This window comes from Bosea sp. ANAM02 (assembly GCF_011764485.1).
Lineage (GTDB): Bacteria > Pseudomonadota > Alphaproteobacteria > Rhizobiales > Beijerinckiaceae > Allobosea.
Map to the genome: position 1 here is coordinate 64,297 of NZ_AP022848.1, position 19,736 is coordinate 84,032.

The window sequence follows — 19,736 nt, forward strand, 5'->3', positions numbered from 1 at the left end:
CGACGTTCATGGAAATAGAGCTTGACGGAGCGATCCCACTCATGCCTACTTATTTCCATGAACGTCGAAGAAGCAGCAAAGCAGCTCGAAGCGCTCGGTAACCCGACGCGCCTCCAGCTCTATCGAACCTTGGTTCGCGCGGGTCACGGCGGCCTCCCGGTCAATCAGGTGCAGGAGCGTCTGGGGATCCCGGCTTCGACCCTGTCCCACCACCTTCAGAGGTTGATCCGGAACGGTCTCGTCACGCAGGAGCGACAGGCCACTACCCTGATCTGCCGCGCGGTCTACCCTGCCATGGATGCACTTCTCGGCTTCCTCGCCGACGAATGCTGCATCGAGGAAGGCTGCTCGGAGGCTTCCGGGAAAGCCGCCTGAGTGGCTTTTCATTTGCCACTTAATTCCATGTTTCTAGCAGGAATGGAGGATATCCAGATGAAGGAGCTTCCCGTCGTCGTCATCGGGGCCGGACCGATCGGACTCGCGGCCGCAGCGAACCTCGTCACGCGAGGTATCCCGGTGAAGGTGCTCGAGGCAGGCGACGCGGTCGGCGCCAACATCCGGGACTGGGGTCACGTACGACTGTTCTCGCCGTGGGAGTTCAATGTCGACCCGGCCAGCCGGACCCTGCTTAAGGCGGCCGGTTGGCAGGAGCCCGAAGCCGGAAGCTATCCGACCGGGAACGAGCTCGTCGAAACGTACCTGACACCGTTGGCGGCAACGCAAGATCTGGCCTCCGTCATCGAATACGGGGTCCGCGTCGCCGCGATCAGCCGGCATGGCATCGACAAGGTGGTGAGCAGGGACCGCGAGCTGCGTCCGTTCCAACTGACCGTAGCCGCTCGCGACGGCGCGGTAAGCCGCGTCCAGGCCCGCGCGGTGATCGACGCTTCCGGAACATGGACGACTCCGAACCCGGTGAGTGCCAGCGGCGTGCGTGCGGACGGCGAGGAAACATTGGCCGATCGGATCGCCTACGGTATCCCCGACGTCCTCGGCCGTGCCCGCGCCGACTATGTCGGCCGGACGACGCTGGTGGTTGGCGCCGGACATTCCGCCGCGAACGTGCTTCTCGATCTCGATGAACTCTCGGCTCGGGACGGCGCGACCAAGGCGATCTGGGCCACGCGCGGCCGGGATCTATCTCGTGTCTACGGTGGTGGTTCGAACGACCAGCTCGCCGCCAGGGGAGATCTCGGGCAGCGCCTGCGCCGCCTGGTCGCGGAAGGCGGCATCGAATTGGTCTCCGGCTTCGCCATCACGGGTCTTCGCCAGGAAGGAGCAGGCATCGTCGTACACGGCGAGGTCGGCGGTGTCGGCCGAACCATCGGACCGATCGACAGCATCGTGGCCTGCACGGGACAGCGACCCGATCTTTCGCTGACCCGGGAGCTGCGGGTCGAGTTCGACCCCTGGCTCGAAAGCGCACGGGCGCTCGGACCCATGATCGACCCGAACCTCCATTCCTGCGGATCCGTTCCGCCGCACGGGCATCGCGAACTCTCGCATCCCGAGCCCGGGTTCTACACCGTCGGGATCAAGAGTTACGGGCGCGCGCCCACCTTCCTGATGATGACGGGCTTCGAGCAGGTTCGGTCGGTCGTGGCGGCGATCGCCGGCGATCTGGCCGAGGCCGACAATGTCAGACTCGTCTTGCCGGAAACGGGCGTATGCACCGCAGCTCCGGCGGGGGCCGGAGCATGCTGCGGAGGTCCCGCACCGGCCGAAGTGGACGCCTGTTGCGCCGATGACGCCGCAGCGAAGGCAGACGGCAAGCCCGGATGCGGCTGTGGTCCCGCCAAGGCACCCGAGCCCGCGCAGACCACGTCCTCCTGCTGCGGCAAGGCTGCATGATCGATCGTGATCGGCTGACCGTCATCTCAGCCCTGGGCGTGGTGCAGATCCTCGCCTGGGGCTCCTCCTATTATCTTCCGGCCGTTCTTGCCGCGCCCATCGCCGCCGATACCGGGTGGCCGTTGTCGTGGATCGTCGGCGCACTTTCGATCGGCCTGCTCACCGCTGGGGCCGTCGCGCCCTATGTCGGCCGTGCCATCGGCGAGACAGGCGGGCGACCAGTCCTGGCTGCGGCGGCGATCCTTCTGGCCGCGGGACAATGCACTCTGGGCTTGGCCCCGAACCTGCCGGTCTTCGTGCTCGGGTGGATCATTCTCGGCGCGGGGATGGCGGCAGGTCTGTACGATGCAGCGTTCTCGACGCTTGGTCGTCTTTACGGCGGCACCGCGCGGTCGGCGATCACGATGCTGACCCTATGGGGCGGCTTCGCCAGCACCGTGTGCTGGCCTTTGTCAGCCTACCTCGTCGCTCATCTCGGATGGCGTGGAACCTGCTTCGCTTACGCCGCCATCCAGCTCGTGGTTTCCCTCCCGATCATCCTGATGACACTCCCGAAGGTTCCGCCGGAGCTTCCTAAGGCGAAGGCCGGAGGTGGTGGCCTGTCGGTCGACCTGCTGCCATCGGAGCGCGGCGCGTTCCAGCTTCTGTCCGGGATCATGATCATCGGCGGGGCCATCACCGCGATCGTTGGTGTCCATCTGCTGACGCTGCTTCAGGCTCAAGGGATCGGCTTGGCTGCGGCCGTTACGCTCGGAGCGCTTGTCGGCCCCGCACAGGTGGGCGGCCGGATCGTCGAAATGGCAGGTGGAGCCCGCCACCACCCGATCTGGACGATGAGCGCGGCCCTCGGGCTGATCGCCTTGGGGCTTGCGATGCTGGCATTCGGGGCTGGACCGATCACCTTGGCGCTGATCCTCTACGGCGCAGGGAACGGCGTCTTCTCAATCGCGAAGGGAACGCTGCCCCTCGCTCAGTTCGGGCCGCAGCGGTACGCACCCCTCGTCGGAAAGCTCGCGAGGCCTAGCCTCATTGCCCAAGCGTTGGCACCTACGATTGGGGCCCTTCTTATCGAAAGGGCGGGTTCGAACTGGACGTATGTGGCCCTCATGCTGCTGGCCCTCACCAATGTCCTGCTCGGGGCCTGCCTGTGGAGTGCCCATGATCGAAGATGACGAAGTCTTGAAGCGAGGGGCCTTTCGCGGATTTCGCCGCCATGGCAATGCATCTTCATGAAGCTTCGGCTTATCGCCCATGGTCTGGTGCTGGCCCTGTTCGTCACGGCCACCGTTCTGGCTGCCTTCGTCAGCCCGGCGACGGCTGGCTTTGGCCGCTCCAATATCATGGAAATGGCGATGCCGATGGACGGCGCCATGCCGTGCTGCCCGACTGATCAAGGCAAAGCCAAGGACTGTTCGACCAACTGCCCCGCGTTGAGCTTCTGCCTGGCCAAGTGCTTCGCCAGCGAACCCACATCGTTCGTCACGCTTGCCAGGTCCATCGTTGCCCAACTCGGACTGGGCGGTGATGAGGCCGATCATGTTTCGCGGCCGTTCGAGCCGCCCGTCCGACCTCCACGAACCTGAGACATCGCCAGCGCGACCGCGCTGGTTCGTCCGCACGGCAGTTCCGGGCGGACGGTGAGCCGTGGCCATCGCCACGTCTGAGGCTGCGCGCCTGTGCGGCGGCCTGATGCACTCAGGACTACGAACAATGACCTTCATCACCAATTTGCGGGCGCTCGCCACGGCGCTTCCGCTCGCGGCCGTCTCCCTTCCGGCGCTCGCGGACATCAAGGACTATGAGTTCCGGCTCGTGCAGAGCGAGATCAAGCAGGGCAACGGCGTCGTCGTCGCCGTCCAGCTCGTCGACAAGCGTTCGGGCAAGCCGATTCCCGACGCGGTGATCTTCGCCAAGCGCATCGACATGGCGCCCGACGGCATGGAGATGATGGCATCCCCGATCGAGGCGATGCCGTCGACCGAGCCGGGGACCTACCGCTTCAAGACCAATCTCACCATGGCCGGAGGCTGGCGCCTGTCGCTCGGCGCCAAGGTCCAGGGCGAGAGCGGCACGCTCGAAAACAAGCTGATCCTCAAGGCCCTGCCATGAAACGCATCGCCCTCGCGGGCCTCGCTCTCGCCGCCGTTCTGGCGGCGGGAGGTGCGGGCTATTGGGCCGGGCAACGCGGCCTTGTGGTCGGCTGGCGTGGTTGGCTTGGCATAGAAGGTTCGTTCGCCGCGAACGAGCCCGTCGGAACCGGTCCGGTGATCTACTATCAGGATCCGGACCGGAAGCCGGTCTATTCTGCCGAACCGCGCCAGACCAAGGACGGCAGGCCCTTCGCGGCCGTCCGCGCCAGTCAGGACGTCAGCTTCGAGGAAAAGCCCCCGGCCGAGGAGCGGTCGGCGCAGGCCGGCGAGAAGCGCATCCTCTACTACCGCAATCCGATGGGCCTCCCGGATACGTCGCCCGTGCCGAAGAAGGACTCGATGGGGATGGACTATCTCCCCGTCTACGAAGGCGAGGGAAACGAGGACGGGGTCATCAAGCTCTCGCCCGGGCGCATCCAGCGCAGCGGCGTACGCTCCGAACCAGTCCGGCGTCAGAGCATTGCCCAAACCATTCGGGTTCCGGGTGTGGTGCAGCTCGACGAGCGACGGATTTCCGTCGTGACGATACGAGCGGACGCCTTCGTCCAGGAGGTCGCACCGATCACGACCGGCGACCGCGTCTCGAAGGGAACGCGGCTCGCCCGGATCTACTCTCCCGAGATCAGTACGGCCGGTGCGCAGTTCATCACCGAACTCAATGCCGCCGCGCGCGGCGTACCCGAAGGCGGCGCGCGACAGCGTCTCGAAAACCTCGGCGTTCCCCCGGAGGTCATTGCCGAGATCGAACACAGCCGGAAGGTGCCGCTGACGATCAACTGGTCGGCCCCGCGCGATGGCATCGTGCTCGAACGTTCCGTCAGCGATGGCATGAAGATAGCTGCCGGCGGCAGCCTGTTCCGGCTCGCCGACATCTCGACGATCTGGGTTCTGGCCGATGTTCCGGAACGCCAACTGGCTGCCGTCGGCATCGGCGCACCAGCCACTGTGCGACTGCGCGGCCGTCCCGGGAGCCCGTTCGAGGGCCGCGTCAGCCTGATCTACCCGGAAATCGCCGAGGCAACCCGCACGGCAAAGGTCCGCATCGAAATCGCCAACCGCGACGGCATCTTGTTGCCGAACATGTATGCCGACGTCGAGATCGGCTCCGGTGATGCAGCTCCGGAGCTCGCGGTCCCCGATAGCGCCGTGATCGACAGCGGGACACGCCGCATCGTCATCCTCGATCGCGGCGAAGGTCGCTTCGAGCCGCGCGACGTGAAGCTTGGCCGCCACGGCGAGGGGATGGTCGCGATCACCGACGGCGTCGCAGAGGGCGATCGCGTCGTCATCTCCGCCAACTTCCTGATCGATGCCGAGAGCAACCTCAAGGCCGCCCTGAGTGGCTTCGTGCAGCCGGAGGCCAAGCCATGATCGCCCGCCTGATCGCCTGGTCGGCGCGCAACCTGGTGCTCGTCTTCGTCGCCGCGGCCTTCGCCGTGGCGGCCGGGGCTTATGCACTCAAGACCCTGCCGCTCGACGCCATCCCCGACCTCTCCGACGTCCAGGTCATCGTCTACACCGAATATCCCGGGCAGGCGCCTCAGGTGATCGAGGACCAGGTCACCTATCCGCTGACGACCTCTATGCTCACCGTGCCGAAGGCACGCGTCGTGCGTGGCTTCTCGTTCTTCGGCGTCTCCTTCGTCTACGTGATTTTCGAGGACGGCACCGATCCCTATTGGGCGCGTTCGCGTGTGCTCGAATATCTCAATGCCGCGGCGCGGCGCCTCCCAACGGGTGTCTCGCCGACGCTAGGCCCTGACGCCACCGGCGTCGGCTGGGTCTACCAGTATGCGGTCATGGCCAAGGACATGACCTTGGCCGAGTTGCGCTCCTTGCAGGATTGGGTGGTGCGCTTTGCCGCCTCGCGCGCCGAGGGCGTGGCCGAAGTCGCCAGCGTCGGCGGCTTCGTCAAGCAATACGCCATCGTGGTTGACCCCGTGCGGCTGCGTGCCCAGGGTGTCTCGCTCGCGACGCTGCGCGAGGCCGTGCGCAGCAGCAACATGGATGTCGGTGGACGCACGGTCGAGCTCAGCGAGTTCGAGTTCATGGTCCGCGGCCGCGGCTACCTGAAGTCGGTCGCGGATATCGAGAACATCGTCCTGAAAAGCGATCGGGGTGTGCCGCTGCGCCTCTCCGATGTCGCTCGCGTCGAACTCGGTCCCGACGAGCGGCGCGGTATCACCGAACTCAACGGCGAGGGCGAGGTCGCGAGCGGCATCATCCTGCAACGCTTCGGCGCCAATGCACTTGCCGTCATCGAGCATGCCAAGGCGCGGCTTGCCGAGGTCGCGGCGAACCTGCCGGGAGGGGCCGAGATCGTGCCGGTCTATGACCGCTCCGGGCTGATCGAGCGAGCGATCGAGACGCTGAAAGGCACGCTGATCGAGGAGAGCATCATCGTCGCCCTGGTCTGCATCGTCTTCCTGCTTCATCTGCGCAGCGCCTTGGTCGCAATCATCATGCTGCCTGTCGGCATCCTGATGGCCTTCGCCGCGATGAAGGCGCTCGGCCTTGGCTCCAACATCATGAGCCTGGGCGGCATCGCTATCGCAGTCGGCGCCATGATCGATGCCGCCATCGTTATGATCGAGAACGCCCACAAGCATCTCGAACGGGCGCCGCCGGACAAGCCACGCGTCGACATCCTGATCGAGGCGGCCAGCGAAGTCGGGCCGGCGCTGTTCTTCAGCCTGCTCGTCATTACCGTCTCGTTCCTGCCGATCTTCACGCTGGAAGCGGAGGAAGGCCGCCTGTTCGGGCCGCTCGCCTACACCAAGACCTTCGCCATGGCGGCGGCCGCGCTCCTGTCGGTGACGCTCGTTCCCGCGCTGATGGTGATCTTCGTCAGGGGGCGGATCATTCCGGAAGCCAAGAACCCGATCAACCGGATGCTGATCGCGCTCTACCGCCCTCTGATCCGTGGCGTTCTGAAGGCCAAGACGCTAACGATCTTGGTTGCGGTGGCCGTCCTCGGGCTCAGTCTCTGGCCAGCTCGGCAACTCGGCTCGGAGTTCATGCCGACCCTCGACGAAGGCACGTTGATGTACATGCCAACCACGTTGCCCGGGATCTCCGTGACCAAGGCGGCCGAGCTGCTGCAAACCCAGAACCGGATCATTCGCTCGTTCCCGGAGGTTGCTTCGGTCTACGGCAAGGCCGGTCGCGCCCAGACTGCGACCGACCCCGCACCGACCGAGATGTTCGAGACCATCATCAATCTGAAGTCGAGGGCGGAATGGCGCGAAGGCGTCACGCTCGACAGCCTCAAGGCGGAGATGGACAAGGCCCTCCAGTTCCCGGGCGTCTCCAACGCCTGGACTCAGCCGATCCGCGCCCGCATCGATATGCTGGCGACGGGCATTCGCACGCCGATCGGGGTCAAGGTCTTCGGCACCGATCTCGTGCAGATGGAGGCGATCTCGCGCCAGATCGAGACCGTGCTGAAGGCTGTGCCGGGTACCAGCAGCGCCTATGCGGAGCGTGTCATCGGCGGCTACTTCCTCGACATCGTGCCCGACCGGATCGCGCTGGGGCGCTACGGGCTCTCCGTCGGCGATGTCCAGAGCGCGGTCGTGATGGCGATGGGCGGCGAGACCGTAACGACGACGGTCGAGGGCCGCGAGCGCTACGGGGTCGCCATTCGCTATCCACGCGACCTACGCTCCGACCCACAGGCGATCGCGCGCGAGGTTCAGGTCTCGACGCCCTCCGGTGCCAGCGTGCCGCTCGGCGAAGTCGCGAGCATCGACCGCAAGCGTGGCGCCACCTCGATCCGCACCGAGAACGGTGAGCTCGCGGTCTATATCTTCGTGGACACGGTCGGGCGCGATCTCGGCGGCTATGTCCGCGACGCCCAGAATGCGATCGCGCAGAGCGTCAAGCTGCCGACAGGCTACCGCATCGCCTGGAGCGGCCAGTTCGAATATCTCGAACGGGCGGAGGCGCGCCTCAAGCTGGTCGTCCCGGTGACGCTCGCGATCATATTCCTGCTGCTCTACCTGAACTTCCGCAAGCTGACGGAGACATTCATCGTCATGCTGTCGCTGCCGTTTGCCCTGGTCGGGGGAATCTGGCTGCTCTGGTGGCTTAGCTTCAACATGTCGGTCGCCGTGGCCGTCGGCTTCATCGCTCTCGCCGGCGTAGCCGCAGAGACCGGGGTGATCATGCTGATCTATCTCGACCACGCACTCGGTGAGGTGCGGGCGCGATGCGAAGCGGAGGGTCGGGTCTTCACGCGCGCGGACTTGCATGAGGCGATCATGCTGGGCGCCGTCGAGCGCGTCCGACCGAAGATCATGACGGTAGTCGCGATCATGGCGGGCCTGCTGCCGATCCTCTGGAATACCGGCACGGGCTCCGAGGTGATGCAGCGGATCGCCGTGCCGATGATCGGCGGCATGGTCTCCTCGACCGTGCTGACGCTGCTGGTAATCCCGGCGATCTACGGGCTGGTGAAGGGCTGGCGGCTTCTATCTGCTGAGGAAATCGAGAGCGTGGCAGCTCAGCCTTATGCCGGTGCAGCGGCAAGTTGCCATCGTTGAATAGGTGGAGTGACCGACATGAGCGACATGATGAACGGAATGGGCTGGAGCATGGGTGCTTTGCACTGGCTCGGCATCGCCGTGCTTCTGTTGGCGATCGCCGCTTTGGTCAAATACGTGTTCTTCCGCTGAAGAGCGCGGTCGAGATGAAGGAGAGTGAACATGCAGGACGGTATTTCAACGAACCGCCGTGGGCTGATAATCGGAGCGACGCACGCCTTCACAGCCTTGGCGCTGGCCGGAACGGCGGTAGCGGAAACACTGCCGAAGATGATCGTGACCCGCGATCCGAACTGCGGCTGTTGCGGCAATTGGGTCGAGCATATCAAGGCCGCGGGCTTTCCAGTCGACGTGGTCCAGGTCAATGACGTGATGCCCCTCAAGGCCAGACTTGGCGTACCGGAGGCTTTGATGTCGTGCCACACGGCCGAGATTGGCGGTTACGTCATCGAGGGACATGTCCCGGCTGAGGCGGTGAAGCGCCTGCTCATCGAGCGCCCGAAGGCGATCGGTCTCGCAGTTCCAGGCATGCCTGTCGGCTCGCCCGGCATGGAGGTGCCTGGCCAAGCGCCGCAGTCCTACGAGATCGCTATTTTTTCGGCCGACAAGCACCACATGTTTGCGCGCTATCGAGGGCTTCAGCAGATTTGATGGCAGCGATGGCAATTTTCGGTCCGGCCGGTGAAAAGGGGCGATTTCAGCAGGCTGAATCGCTCTTCCAGGCGTTGAGGCCCACCATCCGAAAACTCGCAGCCGGCGAGACTCTGTTCGCAACCGGGGACGCGACCCGGGGCTTTTTCGCGGTCCGTAACGGGCAAATCCGTTTGGCGCGCTGCAGCGCGAGCGGACGCGAGACGGTCCTCTTCGTCGCCGGAACGGGCGAGCGCTTCGCCGAGGCTTCGCTTTTTGCCGAGACCTATCATTGCGATGCGCAGGCCATAATCGAGAGCACGGTCGCATGCTTCCCCAGGACGGAAGCGCTCCATTTGCTGCAGAACGATGCGGCTGCGCGGCTGGACCTGACGGCCGACCTTGCGCGCCAGGTCATGGAACTCCGATCTGCCTTGACCTTGCGCGATGTTCGCTCGGCGCGCGAGCGTGTGCTTGCCTATCTAGTCGCGCGGACCGGCGCGGATGGCCGGACTGTCGCCATCAAGGGACTGCTGAAAGATGTCGCGGCCACCATCGGCCTGGCGCCCGCGGTTCTCTATCGGACGCTGGCGCAGCTGGAAGCTGAACGGGTCATCCGGAGAAGCGACGGCTCGATTGAACTGACATGATCGAAATCATGCGGCAGTGCGCGCGCGGCTGGTATCGGAATTGTCGAGGAGACGATTCCATGATCAAGATGACCGCCGTCAGCCTGCTCAGCCTTACCATGTGGGGATCCGCGGGGCCAACGTTGGCACAGCACCCGACGAATCCTTACGCCGCCCAGGAAACCCGCGAGATCAAAGCCCTTTCGCAGAAGGAGGTCGACGACTTGGCTCAGGGGCGGGGTGTGGGCCTGGCCAAGCCGGCCGAGCTAAACCGCTATCCCGGCCCGCTCCATGTCTTGGAACTGGCACCCGAGCTTCAGCTCGCGGCCGGGCAGCGCAACGCCGTTGAGGCATCGAAAGCGCGTATGAGCGCGAGGGCAAAGGCGCTCGGAGCCGAGATTATTGATTTGGAGCGCGAGCTCGATGCGGCTTTTGCGGAGCGAAAGATCGATCAAGTTCGACTGAACCAGCTGACGGCACAGATCGGCGCGAAGCAGGCCATGCTACGCGCGGTCCATCTCGTGGCCCATATCGAGACTGCACAGCTGCTCACGCCGGAGCAGATCGCGCGATACAACAGACTGCGTGGATATGATGGCCCCTCAGAAAGAGGAGCCAATGACCTCGGCGCGAAGCGCCACTAAATGCCGAAACGAGTTGGCCGATGCTCGTGGCTACAAGCATGCCAGCTTAATCCTTCGCGGTGCAGACAACGCGGGTTTGCTCCATGTAGAGCGCTCCGTCTCGCTTCGAGATCCCGAACGAGCGCTGGAGGCCGCTGTCGAAGGTCACCACGACCGCGTTCTCGCCAAGCGTGAAGCTTCCGCTGCTTTGCCAGAGGCCATCGTAGGAGAAGCGCCCGTCATTTTGGAAGGTGAAGCGCGCTCCTCCTGCTGTTGCGCAGACCTTGCCGTTGATGGCGCTGGTGACCTCTCGCAGTCCGGGGGAGAGATTCACACGATGGGCTACCACGGGTTCAAGCTGAGCTAAGAGAAGTAAGCAGGTCGCCGATAGGACGTTTTGGCGGGACAATCTCATCACAGCCTCCCCTGGCTTGCCCCGATGGCAAACCCGCTCGGGGGCTTGAGATCTAAGCTCGAAATGGGGACGTCGGCTTCGGATGTGAAGTGTTCACCTCTGCCGGGCGAGAATCGCTTCCATCTGGGCGATTTCCTGGCTCTGCGACTTCGTGATCTCCTGACAAAGCGCAAGAATTTCAGGATCGGTGATGCTGGCCTTTTCGCACATCAGGATCGCGCCAGAGTGGTGAGGAATCATCGCGCGCAGGAATTCCGAATTGCCGATACCGGCCTGCGTTCGCATGCCAGCGAAGCTGAGCAGGAAGACCGCCGCGGCGCCTGCGATGACGAGCCAGTTCAGCCGTTGCGACGGAAACATCGAGCGCATTGAAACCACCATGATGATCGTCATCGGCGCGACCATCATCAGCGTCATGTACAGATTGTTGAGGTTGAAGTGGAAATGCCTGAACGTCGCGATCATCGTGTACATGACCAGGTACATGACGATAACATCGAGCGTCAGTTCGATCGTTAGCCGGCCGTAATGGTTCTGGCCTTTATGGTCACTGCCATGCTCCATGGCGGCCTCCTGTCGGATAGCTCAGGCGTTCCGCATTTGCTGAAAAACTTGAGAGCGGCGCTACTTACCCTTAGCCTTCAGCCACGCGTCGATCGTCGAGATCTCCTTCTCCTGAGCGGCGACGATCTCGCGGGCGAGCTTCTTGGCGTCGGCGTCCTTTCCAGCTGCGAGCTCGACCTTGGCCATGTCGATCGCCGCCTGATGATGACCCTTCATCTGCTTCATGAAGTCGACATCCGCGTCGCCGGTATAGGCAGGCATCCTGCTCATCATGCTCATCATCGATTCCTTGTACCCCTTGGTTGACGCGGAATCGGATGCCTCTGGCATCATCGTTTTCATGGGCATCCCATCACCCATCTGAGGCTTTGGGGCGGGTTGGGCGAGTGCGGCGGTCATCATCGAAGCCGCGAGACCAATGGTCAGTGCGAGGCGCGTCATCTGAATTCTCCGAAAAGTCGAGGGTAGAGCGGCTACGCCGCCATTTTCCGGCAACTTTCAGCGCAGCTGCGGCAGGCCTGAACGCAATCGTCCATGTCTCCGATCCGCTCGCATTCGTTGGCGCAGTCTTCGCAGATGTCGGCGCATTCAGCGCAGAGATGCTTATGATGCGGCGAGCCAATGATCATGACCTGGGCGCTCGCGCGACAAACTTCGGCGCAAGCGAGCATCAGTTGGATGTGAGATGGTTTAGCGTGCTCTCCGCCGAGTTCGAGGCAATGGCTGGTGCTCATGCCAAGGCAGGTTCGATAGCAGCGCAGGCATTCGTCGATGCAGGACTGCATCTGTGGCGAGAGGTGGTGCATGGGCTGTCTCCTTGAGCGCTTGCGGTAGCAGAGAGCTACCTGCTCGAAGGAAAGACGCGAGCGGAGAGCCGCGGTTCCTGCCCGTTACAATCTGTAACAAATGCACCGTCGGCGGCTCTTTCGCCTGCAAGCGTGCTCGCGCGCATGCTAGCCGCGACCATCGTCATCCACGCGGGTTGAGCTTACGATAAGATTTCACGGCTACGGAGCCTTGAAATATCGTTCGCTAGCGCGCCATGCCAAATCTGCCTCATCTTCGGCGATGGGGACGAGGCTCACGATGATGTCGGCGAGCCGTAGCCGCTCGGACTTGCTATTGGAAGCTTCTTTGAGAGAGGATTTCACCTGATGCCAAGCCGCGTCGATTGCGGCTTCTGCTCTGGCAATGTCGACCGGGTCGTTTAGCGAGGAAGAAGGTCATATCGTCGCTCGGGTCCAGGTGACAGCTCCGCGGGCCTCATGGCAAGCACGGCTCGACATTGGACGTTAGCAGGTTCAGGACGGTCCATCGGGCGAGATTGCGATCCTCAGATCAGCATTCAAATACGCCAGAAGAGGGCTGCGCTTCAACGCGATTTGACACACCTTCGCGGTCGTCCGTGCCGCGCCGTCAGAACCGGCGCCGGCCGGTCCTTCGTTTCGGATGAGGAATGGGCTTGGCAATGATACGTTATTGACGTATTATACGTATATTCTCTAGTTGGAGACTTCGATGAAGGAATTCTCGTTCTCGGACCTGAACCGTCGTTCCGGCGATGTCCTGGATGCGGCCTTGGCGGAGCCGGTGTCGCTGGTGAAGAGGGGCAAGGCGAAGATCGTAATGCTGCCGGTCGAACAGTACGAGCGGCTACGGGATGCGGTCCGGCCGACCGAACAGAGGGCGTTCACGCTCCAGAACGCGCCGGAGGAGGACATCGCGATGTTGATGGCTGGCCTTCAGGAGATCATCGACGAGGACGATCGGGAGGGTCGGTGATGAAGCGAGGCGACGTCTATCGCTTCAACTATCTCTGGGGTCACGAGGCCGAAAAGGCGCAGACAGGCAGCAAGAAGATCCGCAGGGTCTGTCTGATGATGCAGGTCGAGAACTGGCTGTTGCTGTTCCCGATCACGAGCCTGGAACCCCAGCCGGAGGCGGGGGAGGAGAGGCTGTATGTCGAGATTCCAGAAACTGAGAAGCGCCGTGTCGGCCTGAGCCTGGACAAGCCCAGCTACCTAGTCCTCGACGACTACAACAAGGTCCGCTCCGACGAGCTCTACGACTTCGCGAGCATGACGCCTACGGGCAGCCTGAGTCCTCGGTTCGTCGGTCACGTCGCCCGGCATCTGCATCAGGCCATCCAGGAGAAGCGTCCTATCCGGGGCTTGATCCGGCGATAGGCAGGCGATCAGTATTCCAGCGCCTCATACTCCGCCGGATTGAACCGATCACATTGCTACACTGCCTCCCATGGCACGAAAGGCCTGTCGGGAAAAACCAGTCGAAGATTGAATTTCGGGTCCGTAGCCTTGCTCGATACGGGACGACATTGCCCGGCAGCTGCCAAGCGCGAGCGATCCAATCCGGCTAAGCGACGGAACACCAAGAGGCTTGAGGCCCCAATCTTTAGCCCGACTCAGCCGCAAACTTGATGAGTCATGCTTCTAAGATAATCGAGTCAATGACTCTTGCTAAAACGCCGGCTCTGAGCGCAATTCCGAGTCATCTTTTGCTGAGAAACGACACATGACGTCAAGGGCGGGTATCAGCCGAGCGCCTTCACCATGTTTCGTGCGATGACGATCTGCTGGATCTGCGACGTGCCCTCGTAGATCCGGAACAGGCGCGCATCCCGGTAGAAGCGCTCGATGCCGTGATCGGCGACATAGCCGGCGCCGCCATGGATCTGCACCGCGCGGTCGACCACTCGGCCGACCATCTCGCTGGCGAAGAGCTTGCAGCAGGCGGCATCGGTCGCGACGTCCTCGCCGCGATCCTTGGCGCGCGCCGTCTCCAGCACCATGCAGCGTGCCGCATAGGCCTCAGTCCGGCTGTCGGCGAGCATCGCCTGGACGAGCTGGAACTCGGCGATCGGCTGGCCGAACTGCCTGCGCTCGACGGCATAGCGCAGGCTGTCCTCGATCACGCGCTCGGCCATCGCGACGCAGACCGCCGAGATGTGGAGGCGCCCGCGATCGAGCACCTTCATCGCCGTCCGGAACCCCTGTCCCTCGCGCCCGCCGAGCAGGGCATCGCCGGGGACGCGGCAATCCGCGAAGATCACATCGCAGGTGTGCGAGCCGCTCTGGCCCATCTTCCTGTCGACCGGCCCGAGCGAAAGCCCCGGCGTGCCCGCCTCGACCAGGAAGGCCGAGACGCCTCTTGCGCCGGGCTGCGCCGGATCGGTGCGCGCGAACACCGTGAACAGCCCGGCATGCGGGGCATTGGTGATGAAGCGCTTGGTGCCGTTGAGGACATAGCCGCCCTCGACCTTTCGCGCCGAGGTCTTCAGAGAAGCGGCATCGGAGCCCGCCTCCGGCTCGGTCAGCGCAAAGGAGCTGATCAGTTCGCCCGAGGCCAGTCGCGGCAGATAGCGCCGTTTCTGCTCCTCGGTGCCGTCCATGATCAGCCCCTGCGAGCCGATGCCGTTATTGGTCCCGATCAGCGAGCGGAAGGCCGGCGAGGTCCGGCCGAGCTCGAAGGCAACGCGGACCTCCTCCTCCATCGTCAGCCCGAGGCCGCCATACTCCTCCGGGATCGACAGGCCGAACAGGCCCATCTCCGCGATCTCCCGGCGGATCTCGGGCGGAATGCGATCCTCCCGCGCGACCTGATGCTCCAGAGGCCGCAGGCGCTCGCGGACGAAGCGCGCCACCGTATCCAGCAGGTCCCGCATGGTCTCGCTATCCAAAGCCATCGCCATCTCCCTCGCCTGCCGCCGTCCGGCAGCTCGGACTTTCTTGACAAGGCGGGTTATTTAAATACCATCCAGCCGGTAAGTAAATATCGAAATGCAAGACGGACGAGCGATGGGCGCGGCACTGGAAGGCATCAAGGTCCTCGATCTCACCCGCGTTCTCGCCGGCCCCTGGGCGACGATGACGCTGGGCGATCTCGGTGCCGAGATCTGGAAGATCGAGCAGCCCGGCGCGGGCGACGACACGCGGGGCTGGATGCCGCCCTCGGTCGAAGGCATCTCGACCTATTATCTCGGCGCCAACCGCAACAAGAAGAGCCTCGCCGTCAACATGGGCACGGCAGAAGGTCGCGAGATCATCGTCGAACTCGCCCGCAAGGCCGATGTCCTCGTCGAGAATTTCCGGCCGGCCTCGCTGCGCAAGTTCAGGCTGACCTATGACGACCTCAAGGCGATCAATCCGCGCCTGATCGTCTGCTCGATCTCCGGCTATGGCCGCGGCCATGCGCAGGAGGAACGCCCCGGCTACGACTTCATCATCCAGGCCGAATCCGGCTTCATGGCGATCACCGGCGAGCGCGACGGCGAGCCGATGCGGCTGGGCGTCGCCTTCATCGATCTCGTCACCGGCATGAACGCCGTGCAGGCCGTGCTCGCGGCGCTCTACATGCGCGAGCGCAGCGGCGAGGGGCAATGGCTCGATATCGGCCTCAACGACAGCGCCCTGTTCTTCCTGGCGAATATCGCCTCGGGCCATCTCAATACCGGCAGTGAACCCGGCCGCTACGGCAACGCCCATCCCAGCATCGTGCCCTACCAGATCTTCGCCTGCATCGGCGGGCGGATCGCCATCGCCGTCGGCAATGACGAGCAGTTCCGCCGGTTCTGCCGGGCGCTTGGCCTGGCCCACCTTTCCGACGATCCGCGCTATGCGACCAACCGCAAGCGCACCGAGCATCGCGAAACCCTGCTGCCCCTGCTCGAACGGCACTTCGCAAGCCTGAACCTGACGGACGTATTGGGCGATCTGCACGCTGCCGGCGTGCCCGCCGGCGATGTCCGCAGCGTCGGCCAGGCGCTGACGAGCGACATCGCCGCGTTGCGCCAGAGCGTCGTCTCCGTTCCGGCGCCGACGATCGGCACCTTCCGCTCGGTCCGCAGCCCCTTGCGGATGTCGGCAAGCCCGCAGCGCGAGCCGACGCCGCCGCCCGCGGTCGGCGAGCATACCGATGCGGTCCTTGCCGAGCATCTCGGTCTCGGGCCCGAGCAGATCGAGCGACTGCGCGCCGCCGGCGCGATCGGCTGAGGTCAGCCATGGCAGGGACGAACACCGAAGCGAAACCCAGGCGCCAAGGCCGCCCGCCGACCATCGCGAACGCGCGCGACCGTATCCTCGACGATGCCGCCCGGCTCTTCGCCCGCGACGGCTATGACGGGTCGTCGCTCGGCGAGCTTGCGGCCGCCGTCGGCGTGACCAAGGCCGCGATCTATCACTACTTCCCCAACAAGAAGGAGATCTACGAGGCGATCATCGTGCGCACGCTCGAAGGGCTGCGCCATCACGTCTCGCGGGCGACGGCGCAGGCCTCCGGCCCGGAAGAGGCGCTGGCCCGCTTCATGACCGCGCATGCCGATTTCTTCGAGGAGCACTATGACGGCTTCCTCACCATGCTCGTCGGCTATGGCGGCATGGAGAATGTGGTGATGATCGTGGAGGCGCAGAAGCTGCGCGACGAGCACGAACAGGCCCTGCGGCAGATCATCGCCGACGGCGTCGCCACGAGGGCCTTCCGGGCGGTCGATATCGACGTCGCCAGCCGCGCCGTGCTCTCGCTGCTCAACTGGATGGTGCGCTGGTTCAAGCCGGGGAAGGGCCGCCGCGCGGCTGCTTTCGCGCAGGATTATTGCGACCTGATGCTCGGCGGCCTGCGCGCTTGATTGGCGGCCTTTAGAGCATCGGCCCGAAAAGTGGAACGCGGCTTTCGGAAAAGCCGATGCAAAATCAAAGGCCTAGAGCATCGGACTGAATATGATATTCAGTCCGATGCTCTAGCCGCGTTCGCGGAGCGGCGACGGTCATTCGAACAGATCGGGAAAGCTCGCTTCCGTTCTGGGGAGTGCGCGCAGAATTTCGGTGAGATGGTGGCGCATCGCCGTTTCCGCCCGTCCTGAGTCCCGAGCGTCGATCGCAACCATGATGCTGCGATGCTGCTGCACCAGCGGCAGCATCGCATCCGGCCCCGGCAGCGTGAGCTGGCACACCCGGTCCATATGCGCCTTGATGTCCCGGATCGCCTCCCAGGCGAGGGGCATGCCGACGCCCTCGGTCAGCTCGATATGGAACAGCTCGTCATAGCGCTGGAAGGCGGCGTGGTCGTCGCGCGCGGCCGCCTTGTCCTGCATGTCGAGGAGATCGCCGATCCGCTGGCGGCTTTGCGCGGCGAAGGACTGGCAAGCCTGCCGGACGATCGCGACCTCGACCGCCTCGCGGACGAAGCGGGCCTCCATCATCTTGCGGACGGAGAACTTGACCACGACCGTGCCGCGCTGCGGCTGCACGTCGACCAGCCGCGTCCGGGCGAGCGCGATCAGGGCCTCTCGCACCGGCTGGCGCGAGACCCCGTATTTCAGCGCGATCTCCTGCTCCGACAGCCGCGTGCCCGGTGGCAGTTCGAGTGCGATGATCGCGCGACGCAGTTCGGCTTCGACGCGCCCGGCCGCCGAAGCGCCCAGTGCGAGGGCGGGTGACGCCAACGAAAGGCTCAAGTCGAAAACCTCCACAGCCTGTTGCGTACCATACCACAACATACTACCATACAATCACTGCCGCAACCGCAAGGGGGCTGGCAGCAAGCTTACGTTCGAGGCGCCAGCGAACAAGCCGGGAAACGGCGGGGCCTTCGAAAACACGGGAGAACGCACCATGACCGCACGCCGCAGTTTCCTCGCCTATACCGCAGCGCTCGCCCTTTCGGCTGCCGCCGCGACCTCAGCCCCGGCCCAGAGCGTGACGCTGCGCTCGGCCGATATCCACCCGACCGACTACCCGACCGTCGAGGCCGTCCGCCATTTCGGCAAGCTGCTCGAGGAGCGCACGCAGGGCCGCGTCAAGATCAACGTCTTCCACTCGGCCCAGCTCGGCCAGGAGAAGGACACGATCGACCAGACCCGTTTCGGCGTCATCGACATCAACCGCATCAACATGGCGCCGTTCAACAACCTGATCCCGGCGACCAACATTCCGTCCCTGCCCTTCATCTTCCGCTCGGTCGACCACATGCGGAAGACGATGGACGGGCCGATCGGCGACAACCTGCTGAAGGAATTCGAGAAGCACGACCTGATCGGCCTCGCCTTCTACGATTCCGGCTCGCGTTCGTTCTACAATTCCAAGCGTCCGATCAACACGCCCGCCGACATGAAGGGCATGAAGATCCGCGTGCAGCAGTCCGACATGTTCGTCGCGCTGGTCTCGGCGCTCGGCGCCAATGCCACCCCGATGCCTTTCGGCGAGGTCTATTCCGCGCTCCAGACCGGCGTCATCGACGGCGCCGAGAACAACTGGCCGTCCTATGAGTCGACCCGCCATTTCGAGGTTTCCAAGTTCTACTCGGTGACCGAGCATTCGCTCTCGCCGGAAGCGCTGGTGATGTCGAAGAAGAGCTTCGACAAGTTCAACGCCGCCGACCAGGCGATCATCAAGGCGGCCGCGAAGGAATCCGTCGCCAAGATGCGCGAGCTCTGGGATGCCCGCGAGAAGGCCTCCGAAGCCAAGGTCAAGGCCGGTGGCGCCCAGATCAACCAGGTCGACAAGAAGCCCTTCATCGACGCGATGAAGCCGGTCTACGACAAGTTCGTCACCGACCCGAAGCTGAAGGAAATGGTCGCCGCGATCCAGGCGGTGAACTGAGCCTCGCCTAGGCGGGGCGGCTTCCGGGCCGCCCCGATTTCCAAAAGCCCCCATCCTGAGGAGCGATCGCAGATTGCGTCCCGAAGGATGATCCAGAGATCGCCGGACCATCCTTCGAGACGCCGCTTCGCGGCTCCTCAGGATGAAGGCTGAGGATGAGAAACCCGCATCCACGGACATCCCATGCGCGCTTTCACCGCTTTCCTGACACGTATCGACGCCAAGCTCAGCCTGTTCGCGCTCATCGCCGCCGGAGCCGGCCTCGTCCTGATGACGGCGATGGTCGCCTGGGGCGTGTTCGGCCGCTACGTGCTCAACGACACGCCGATCTGGGTCGAAGCCGGATCGCTCTTCCTGATGTCCTGGTTCATCCTGCTCGGCGCCGCCGTCGGCGTGCGCGAGAGCGACCATCTCGGCTTCGAGGTCGGGCTGGTGCTGTCGCCGCCACGATTGCGCGCCGTGCTGATCGTCGTCGGCGAGGCCCTGGTCTGCGCCTTCGGCCTCGCCATGCTCGGCTATGGCTGGCAGCTCGCCGCCGGAACGTGGAGCGACCGGATGCCGATCATCGGCATATCCCGCGGCTGGGACTACGTCCCGATCGCCGCCGGCGGCGCGCTGATCGCTCTTTTCGCGCTCGAGAAGCTGCTCCTCTTCGTCACCGGCGAGCGGCAGGCGCCGCTCGGCTTCGTTCATTTCGGTGAGAGCCGGGAGGCCTGA

At 64.1% G+C, this 19,736-nt stretch carries 22 protein-coding genes; 16 read left to right on the forward strand and 6 right to left on the reverse strand.

Annotated elements, in window-relative coordinates; translation table 11 throughout:
• Positions 1–57: 57 nt before the first annotated feature.
• From OCUBac02_RS00305 to OCUBac02_RS00350, 10 genes are all read left to right on the forward strand, one after another.
• A complete protein-coding gene (locus tag OCUBac02_RS00305; RefSeq protein WP_173043012.1) occupies positions 58–375 on the forward strand; it encodes an ArsR/SmtB family transcription factor in 318 nt (105 codons plus the stop codon).
• Positions 376–417: 42 nt separating this feature from the next.
• A complete protein-coding gene (locus tag OCUBac02_RS00310) occupies positions 418–1,851 on the forward strand; it encodes an NAD(P)-binding domain-containing protein (protein WP_465247745.1) in 1,434 nt (477 codons plus the stop codon).
• Positions 1,848–3,023 (forward strand): MFS transporter, encoded by a 1,176-nt coding sequence (locus tag OCUBac02_RS00315; protein ID WP_173043014.1) that lies wholly within the window; start codon positions 1,848–1,850, stop codon positions 3,021–3,023. Before OCUBac02_RS00310 ends, OCUBac02_RS00315 begins: the two co-directional genes overlap by 4 nt.
• A 57-nt stretch (positions 3,024–3,080) precedes the next feature.
• A complete protein-coding gene (locus tag OCUBac02_RS00320; RefSeq protein WP_173043015.1) occupies positions 3,081–3,434 on the forward strand; it encodes a hypothetical protein in 354 nt (117 codons plus the stop codon).
• A 127-nt stretch (positions 3,435–3,561) separates the two neighbouring features.
• Positions 3,562–3,960, forward strand: coding sequence for a FixH family protein (locus OCUBac02_RS00325; RefSeq protein WP_173043016.1), 399 nt, complete (start codon positions 3,562–3,564; stop codon positions 3,958–3,960).
• Positions 3,957–5,372: an efflux RND transporter periplasmic adaptor subunit gene (locus OCUBac02_RS00330; protein WP_173043017.1), complete on the forward strand. Its 1,416-nt coding sequence runs from the start codon at positions 3,957–3,959 to the stop codon at positions 5,370–5,372. The genes OCUBac02_RS00325 and OCUBac02_RS00330 overlap by 4 nt, the downstream gene beginning before the upstream one ends.
• Positions 5,369–8,545 carry an efflux RND transporter permease subunit gene (locus OCUBac02_RS00335; protein WP_173043018.1) on the forward strand — a complete coding sequence of 1,059 codons (3,177 nt, stop codon included), beginning with the start codon at positions 5,369–5,371 and terminating at the stop codon, positions 8,543–8,545. Before OCUBac02_RS00330 ends, OCUBac02_RS00335 begins: the two co-directional genes overlap by 4 nt.
• 162 nt (positions 8,546–8,707) lie before the next feature.
• Entirely contained in the window at positions 8,708–9,196 is a 489-nt protein-coding gene (locus OCUBac02_RS00340; RefSeq protein WP_173043019.1) for a DUF411 domain-containing protein, read from the forward strand.
• On the forward strand, positions 9,196–9,825 hold the full coding sequence (locus tag OCUBac02_RS00345) for a Crp/Fnr family transcriptional regulator (protein WP_173043020.1): 630 nt from the start codon (positions 9,196–9,198) through the stop codon (positions 9,823–9,825). Before OCUBac02_RS00340 ends, OCUBac02_RS00345 begins: the two co-directional genes overlap by 1 nt.
• Before the next feature lie 59 nt (positions 9,826–9,884).
• A complete protein-coding gene (locus OCUBac02_RS00350; protein WP_173043021.1) occupies positions 9,885–10,448 on the forward strand; it encodes a hypothetical protein in 564 nt (187 codons plus the stop codon).
• Between the two features lie 46 nt (positions 10,449–10,494).
• On the opposite strand, the gene OCUBac02_RS00355 is transcribed toward OCUBac02_RS00350, so the two are convergent.
• The 4 genes from OCUBac02_RS00355 to OCUBac02_RS00370 form a co-directional block, all read right to left on the reverse strand.
• Positions 10,495–10,842, reverse strand: coding sequence for a hypothetical protein (locus tag OCUBac02_RS00355; protein WP_173043022.1), 348 nt, complete (start codon positions 10,840–10,842; stop codon positions 10,495–10,497).
• Positions 10,843–10,935: 93 nt separating this feature from the next.
• Positions 10,936–11,406, reverse strand: a complete 471-nt coding sequence (locus OCUBac02_RS00360) for a DUF305 domain-containing protein (protein ID WP_173043023.1) — start codon at positions 11,404–11,406, stop codon at positions 10,936–10,938.
• A gap of 60 nt (positions 11,407–11,466) precedes the next feature.
• Positions 11,467–11,805: a DUF305 domain-containing protein gene (locus OCUBac02_RS00365; RefSeq protein WP_244639045.1), complete on the reverse strand. Its 339-nt coding sequence runs from the start codon at positions 11,803–11,805 to the stop codon at positions 11,467–11,469.
• A gap of 74 nt (positions 11,806–11,879) precedes the next feature.
• Positions 11,880–12,212, reverse strand: coding sequence for a four-helix bundle copper-binding protein (locus OCUBac02_RS00370; protein WP_173043024.1), 333 nt, complete (start codon positions 12,210–12,212; stop codon positions 11,880–11,882).
• Positions 12,213–12,924: 712 nt separating this feature from the next.
• On the opposite strand from OCUBac02_RS00370, the gene OCUBac02_RS00375 reads away from it, so the two are divergent.
• Both OCUBac02_RS00375 and OCUBac02_RS00380 read left to right on the forward strand, forming a co-directional pair.
• Positions 12,925–13,188, forward strand: coding sequence for a type II toxin-antitoxin system prevent-host-death family antitoxin (locus OCUBac02_RS00375; protein ID WP_173043025.1), 264 nt, complete (start codon positions 12,925–12,927; stop codon positions 13,186–13,188).
• Positions 13,188–13,592: a hypothetical protein gene (locus tag OCUBac02_RS00380; RefSeq protein WP_173043026.1), complete on the forward strand. Its 405-nt coding sequence runs from the start codon at positions 13,188–13,190 to the stop codon at positions 13,590–13,592. Before OCUBac02_RS00375 ends, OCUBac02_RS00380 begins: the two co-directional genes overlap by 1 nt.
• 365 nt (positions 13,593–13,957) lie before the next feature.
• Here OCUBac02_RS00380 and OCUBac02_RS00385 read toward each other — a convergent pair whose 3' ends face one another.
• Complete coding sequence (locus tag OCUBac02_RS00385; RefSeq protein ID WP_173043027.1) at positions 13,958–15,109, reverse strand: acyl-CoA dehydrogenase family protein; 1,152 nt, start codon at positions 15,107–15,109, stop codon at positions 13,958–13,960.
• A 112-nt stretch (positions 15,110–15,221) separates the two neighbouring features.
• Here OCUBac02_RS00385 and OCUBac02_RS00390 point away from each other — a divergent pair, with 112 nt between their 5' ends.
• Complete coding sequence (locus OCUBac02_RS00390) at positions 15,222–16,415, forward strand: CaiB/BaiF CoA transferase family protein (protein WP_173043028.1); 1,194 nt, start codon at positions 15,222–15,224, stop codon at positions 16,413–16,415.
• Between the two features lie 8 nt (positions 16,416–16,423).
• Complete coding sequence (locus tag OCUBac02_RS00395; protein ID WP_173043029.1) at positions 16,424–17,047, forward strand: TetR/AcrR family transcriptional regulator; 624 nt, start codon at positions 16,424–16,426, stop codon at positions 17,045–17,047.
• A gap of 138 nt (positions 17,048–17,185) precedes the next feature.
• On the opposite strand, the gene OCUBac02_RS00400 is transcribed toward OCUBac02_RS00395, so the two are convergent.
• The gene (locus tag OCUBac02_RS00400; RefSeq protein WP_173043030.1) at positions 17,186–17,917 is read right to left on the reverse strand and encodes an FCD domain-containing protein; all 732 of its coding nucleotides are present in this window, start codon (positions 17,915–17,917) and stop codon (positions 17,186–17,188) included.
• Positions 17,918–18,032: 115 nt separating this feature from the next.
• On the opposite strand from OCUBac02_RS00400, the gene OCUBac02_RS00405 reads away from it, so the two are divergent.
• Together OCUBac02_RS00405 and OCUBac02_RS00410 are read left to right on the forward strand one after the other, a co-directional pair.
• The gene (locus OCUBac02_RS00405) at positions 18,033–19,019 is read left to right on the forward strand and encodes a TRAP transporter substrate-binding protein (RefSeq protein ID WP_173043031.1); all 987 of its coding nucleotides are present in this window, start codon (positions 18,033–18,035) and stop codon (positions 19,017–19,019) included.
• Between the two features lie 183 nt (positions 19,020–19,202).
• Positions 19,203–19,736, forward strand: coding sequence for a TRAP transporter small permease (locus OCUBac02_RS00410; RefSeq protein ID WP_052232002.1), 534 nt, complete (start codon positions 19,203–19,205; stop codon positions 19,734–19,736).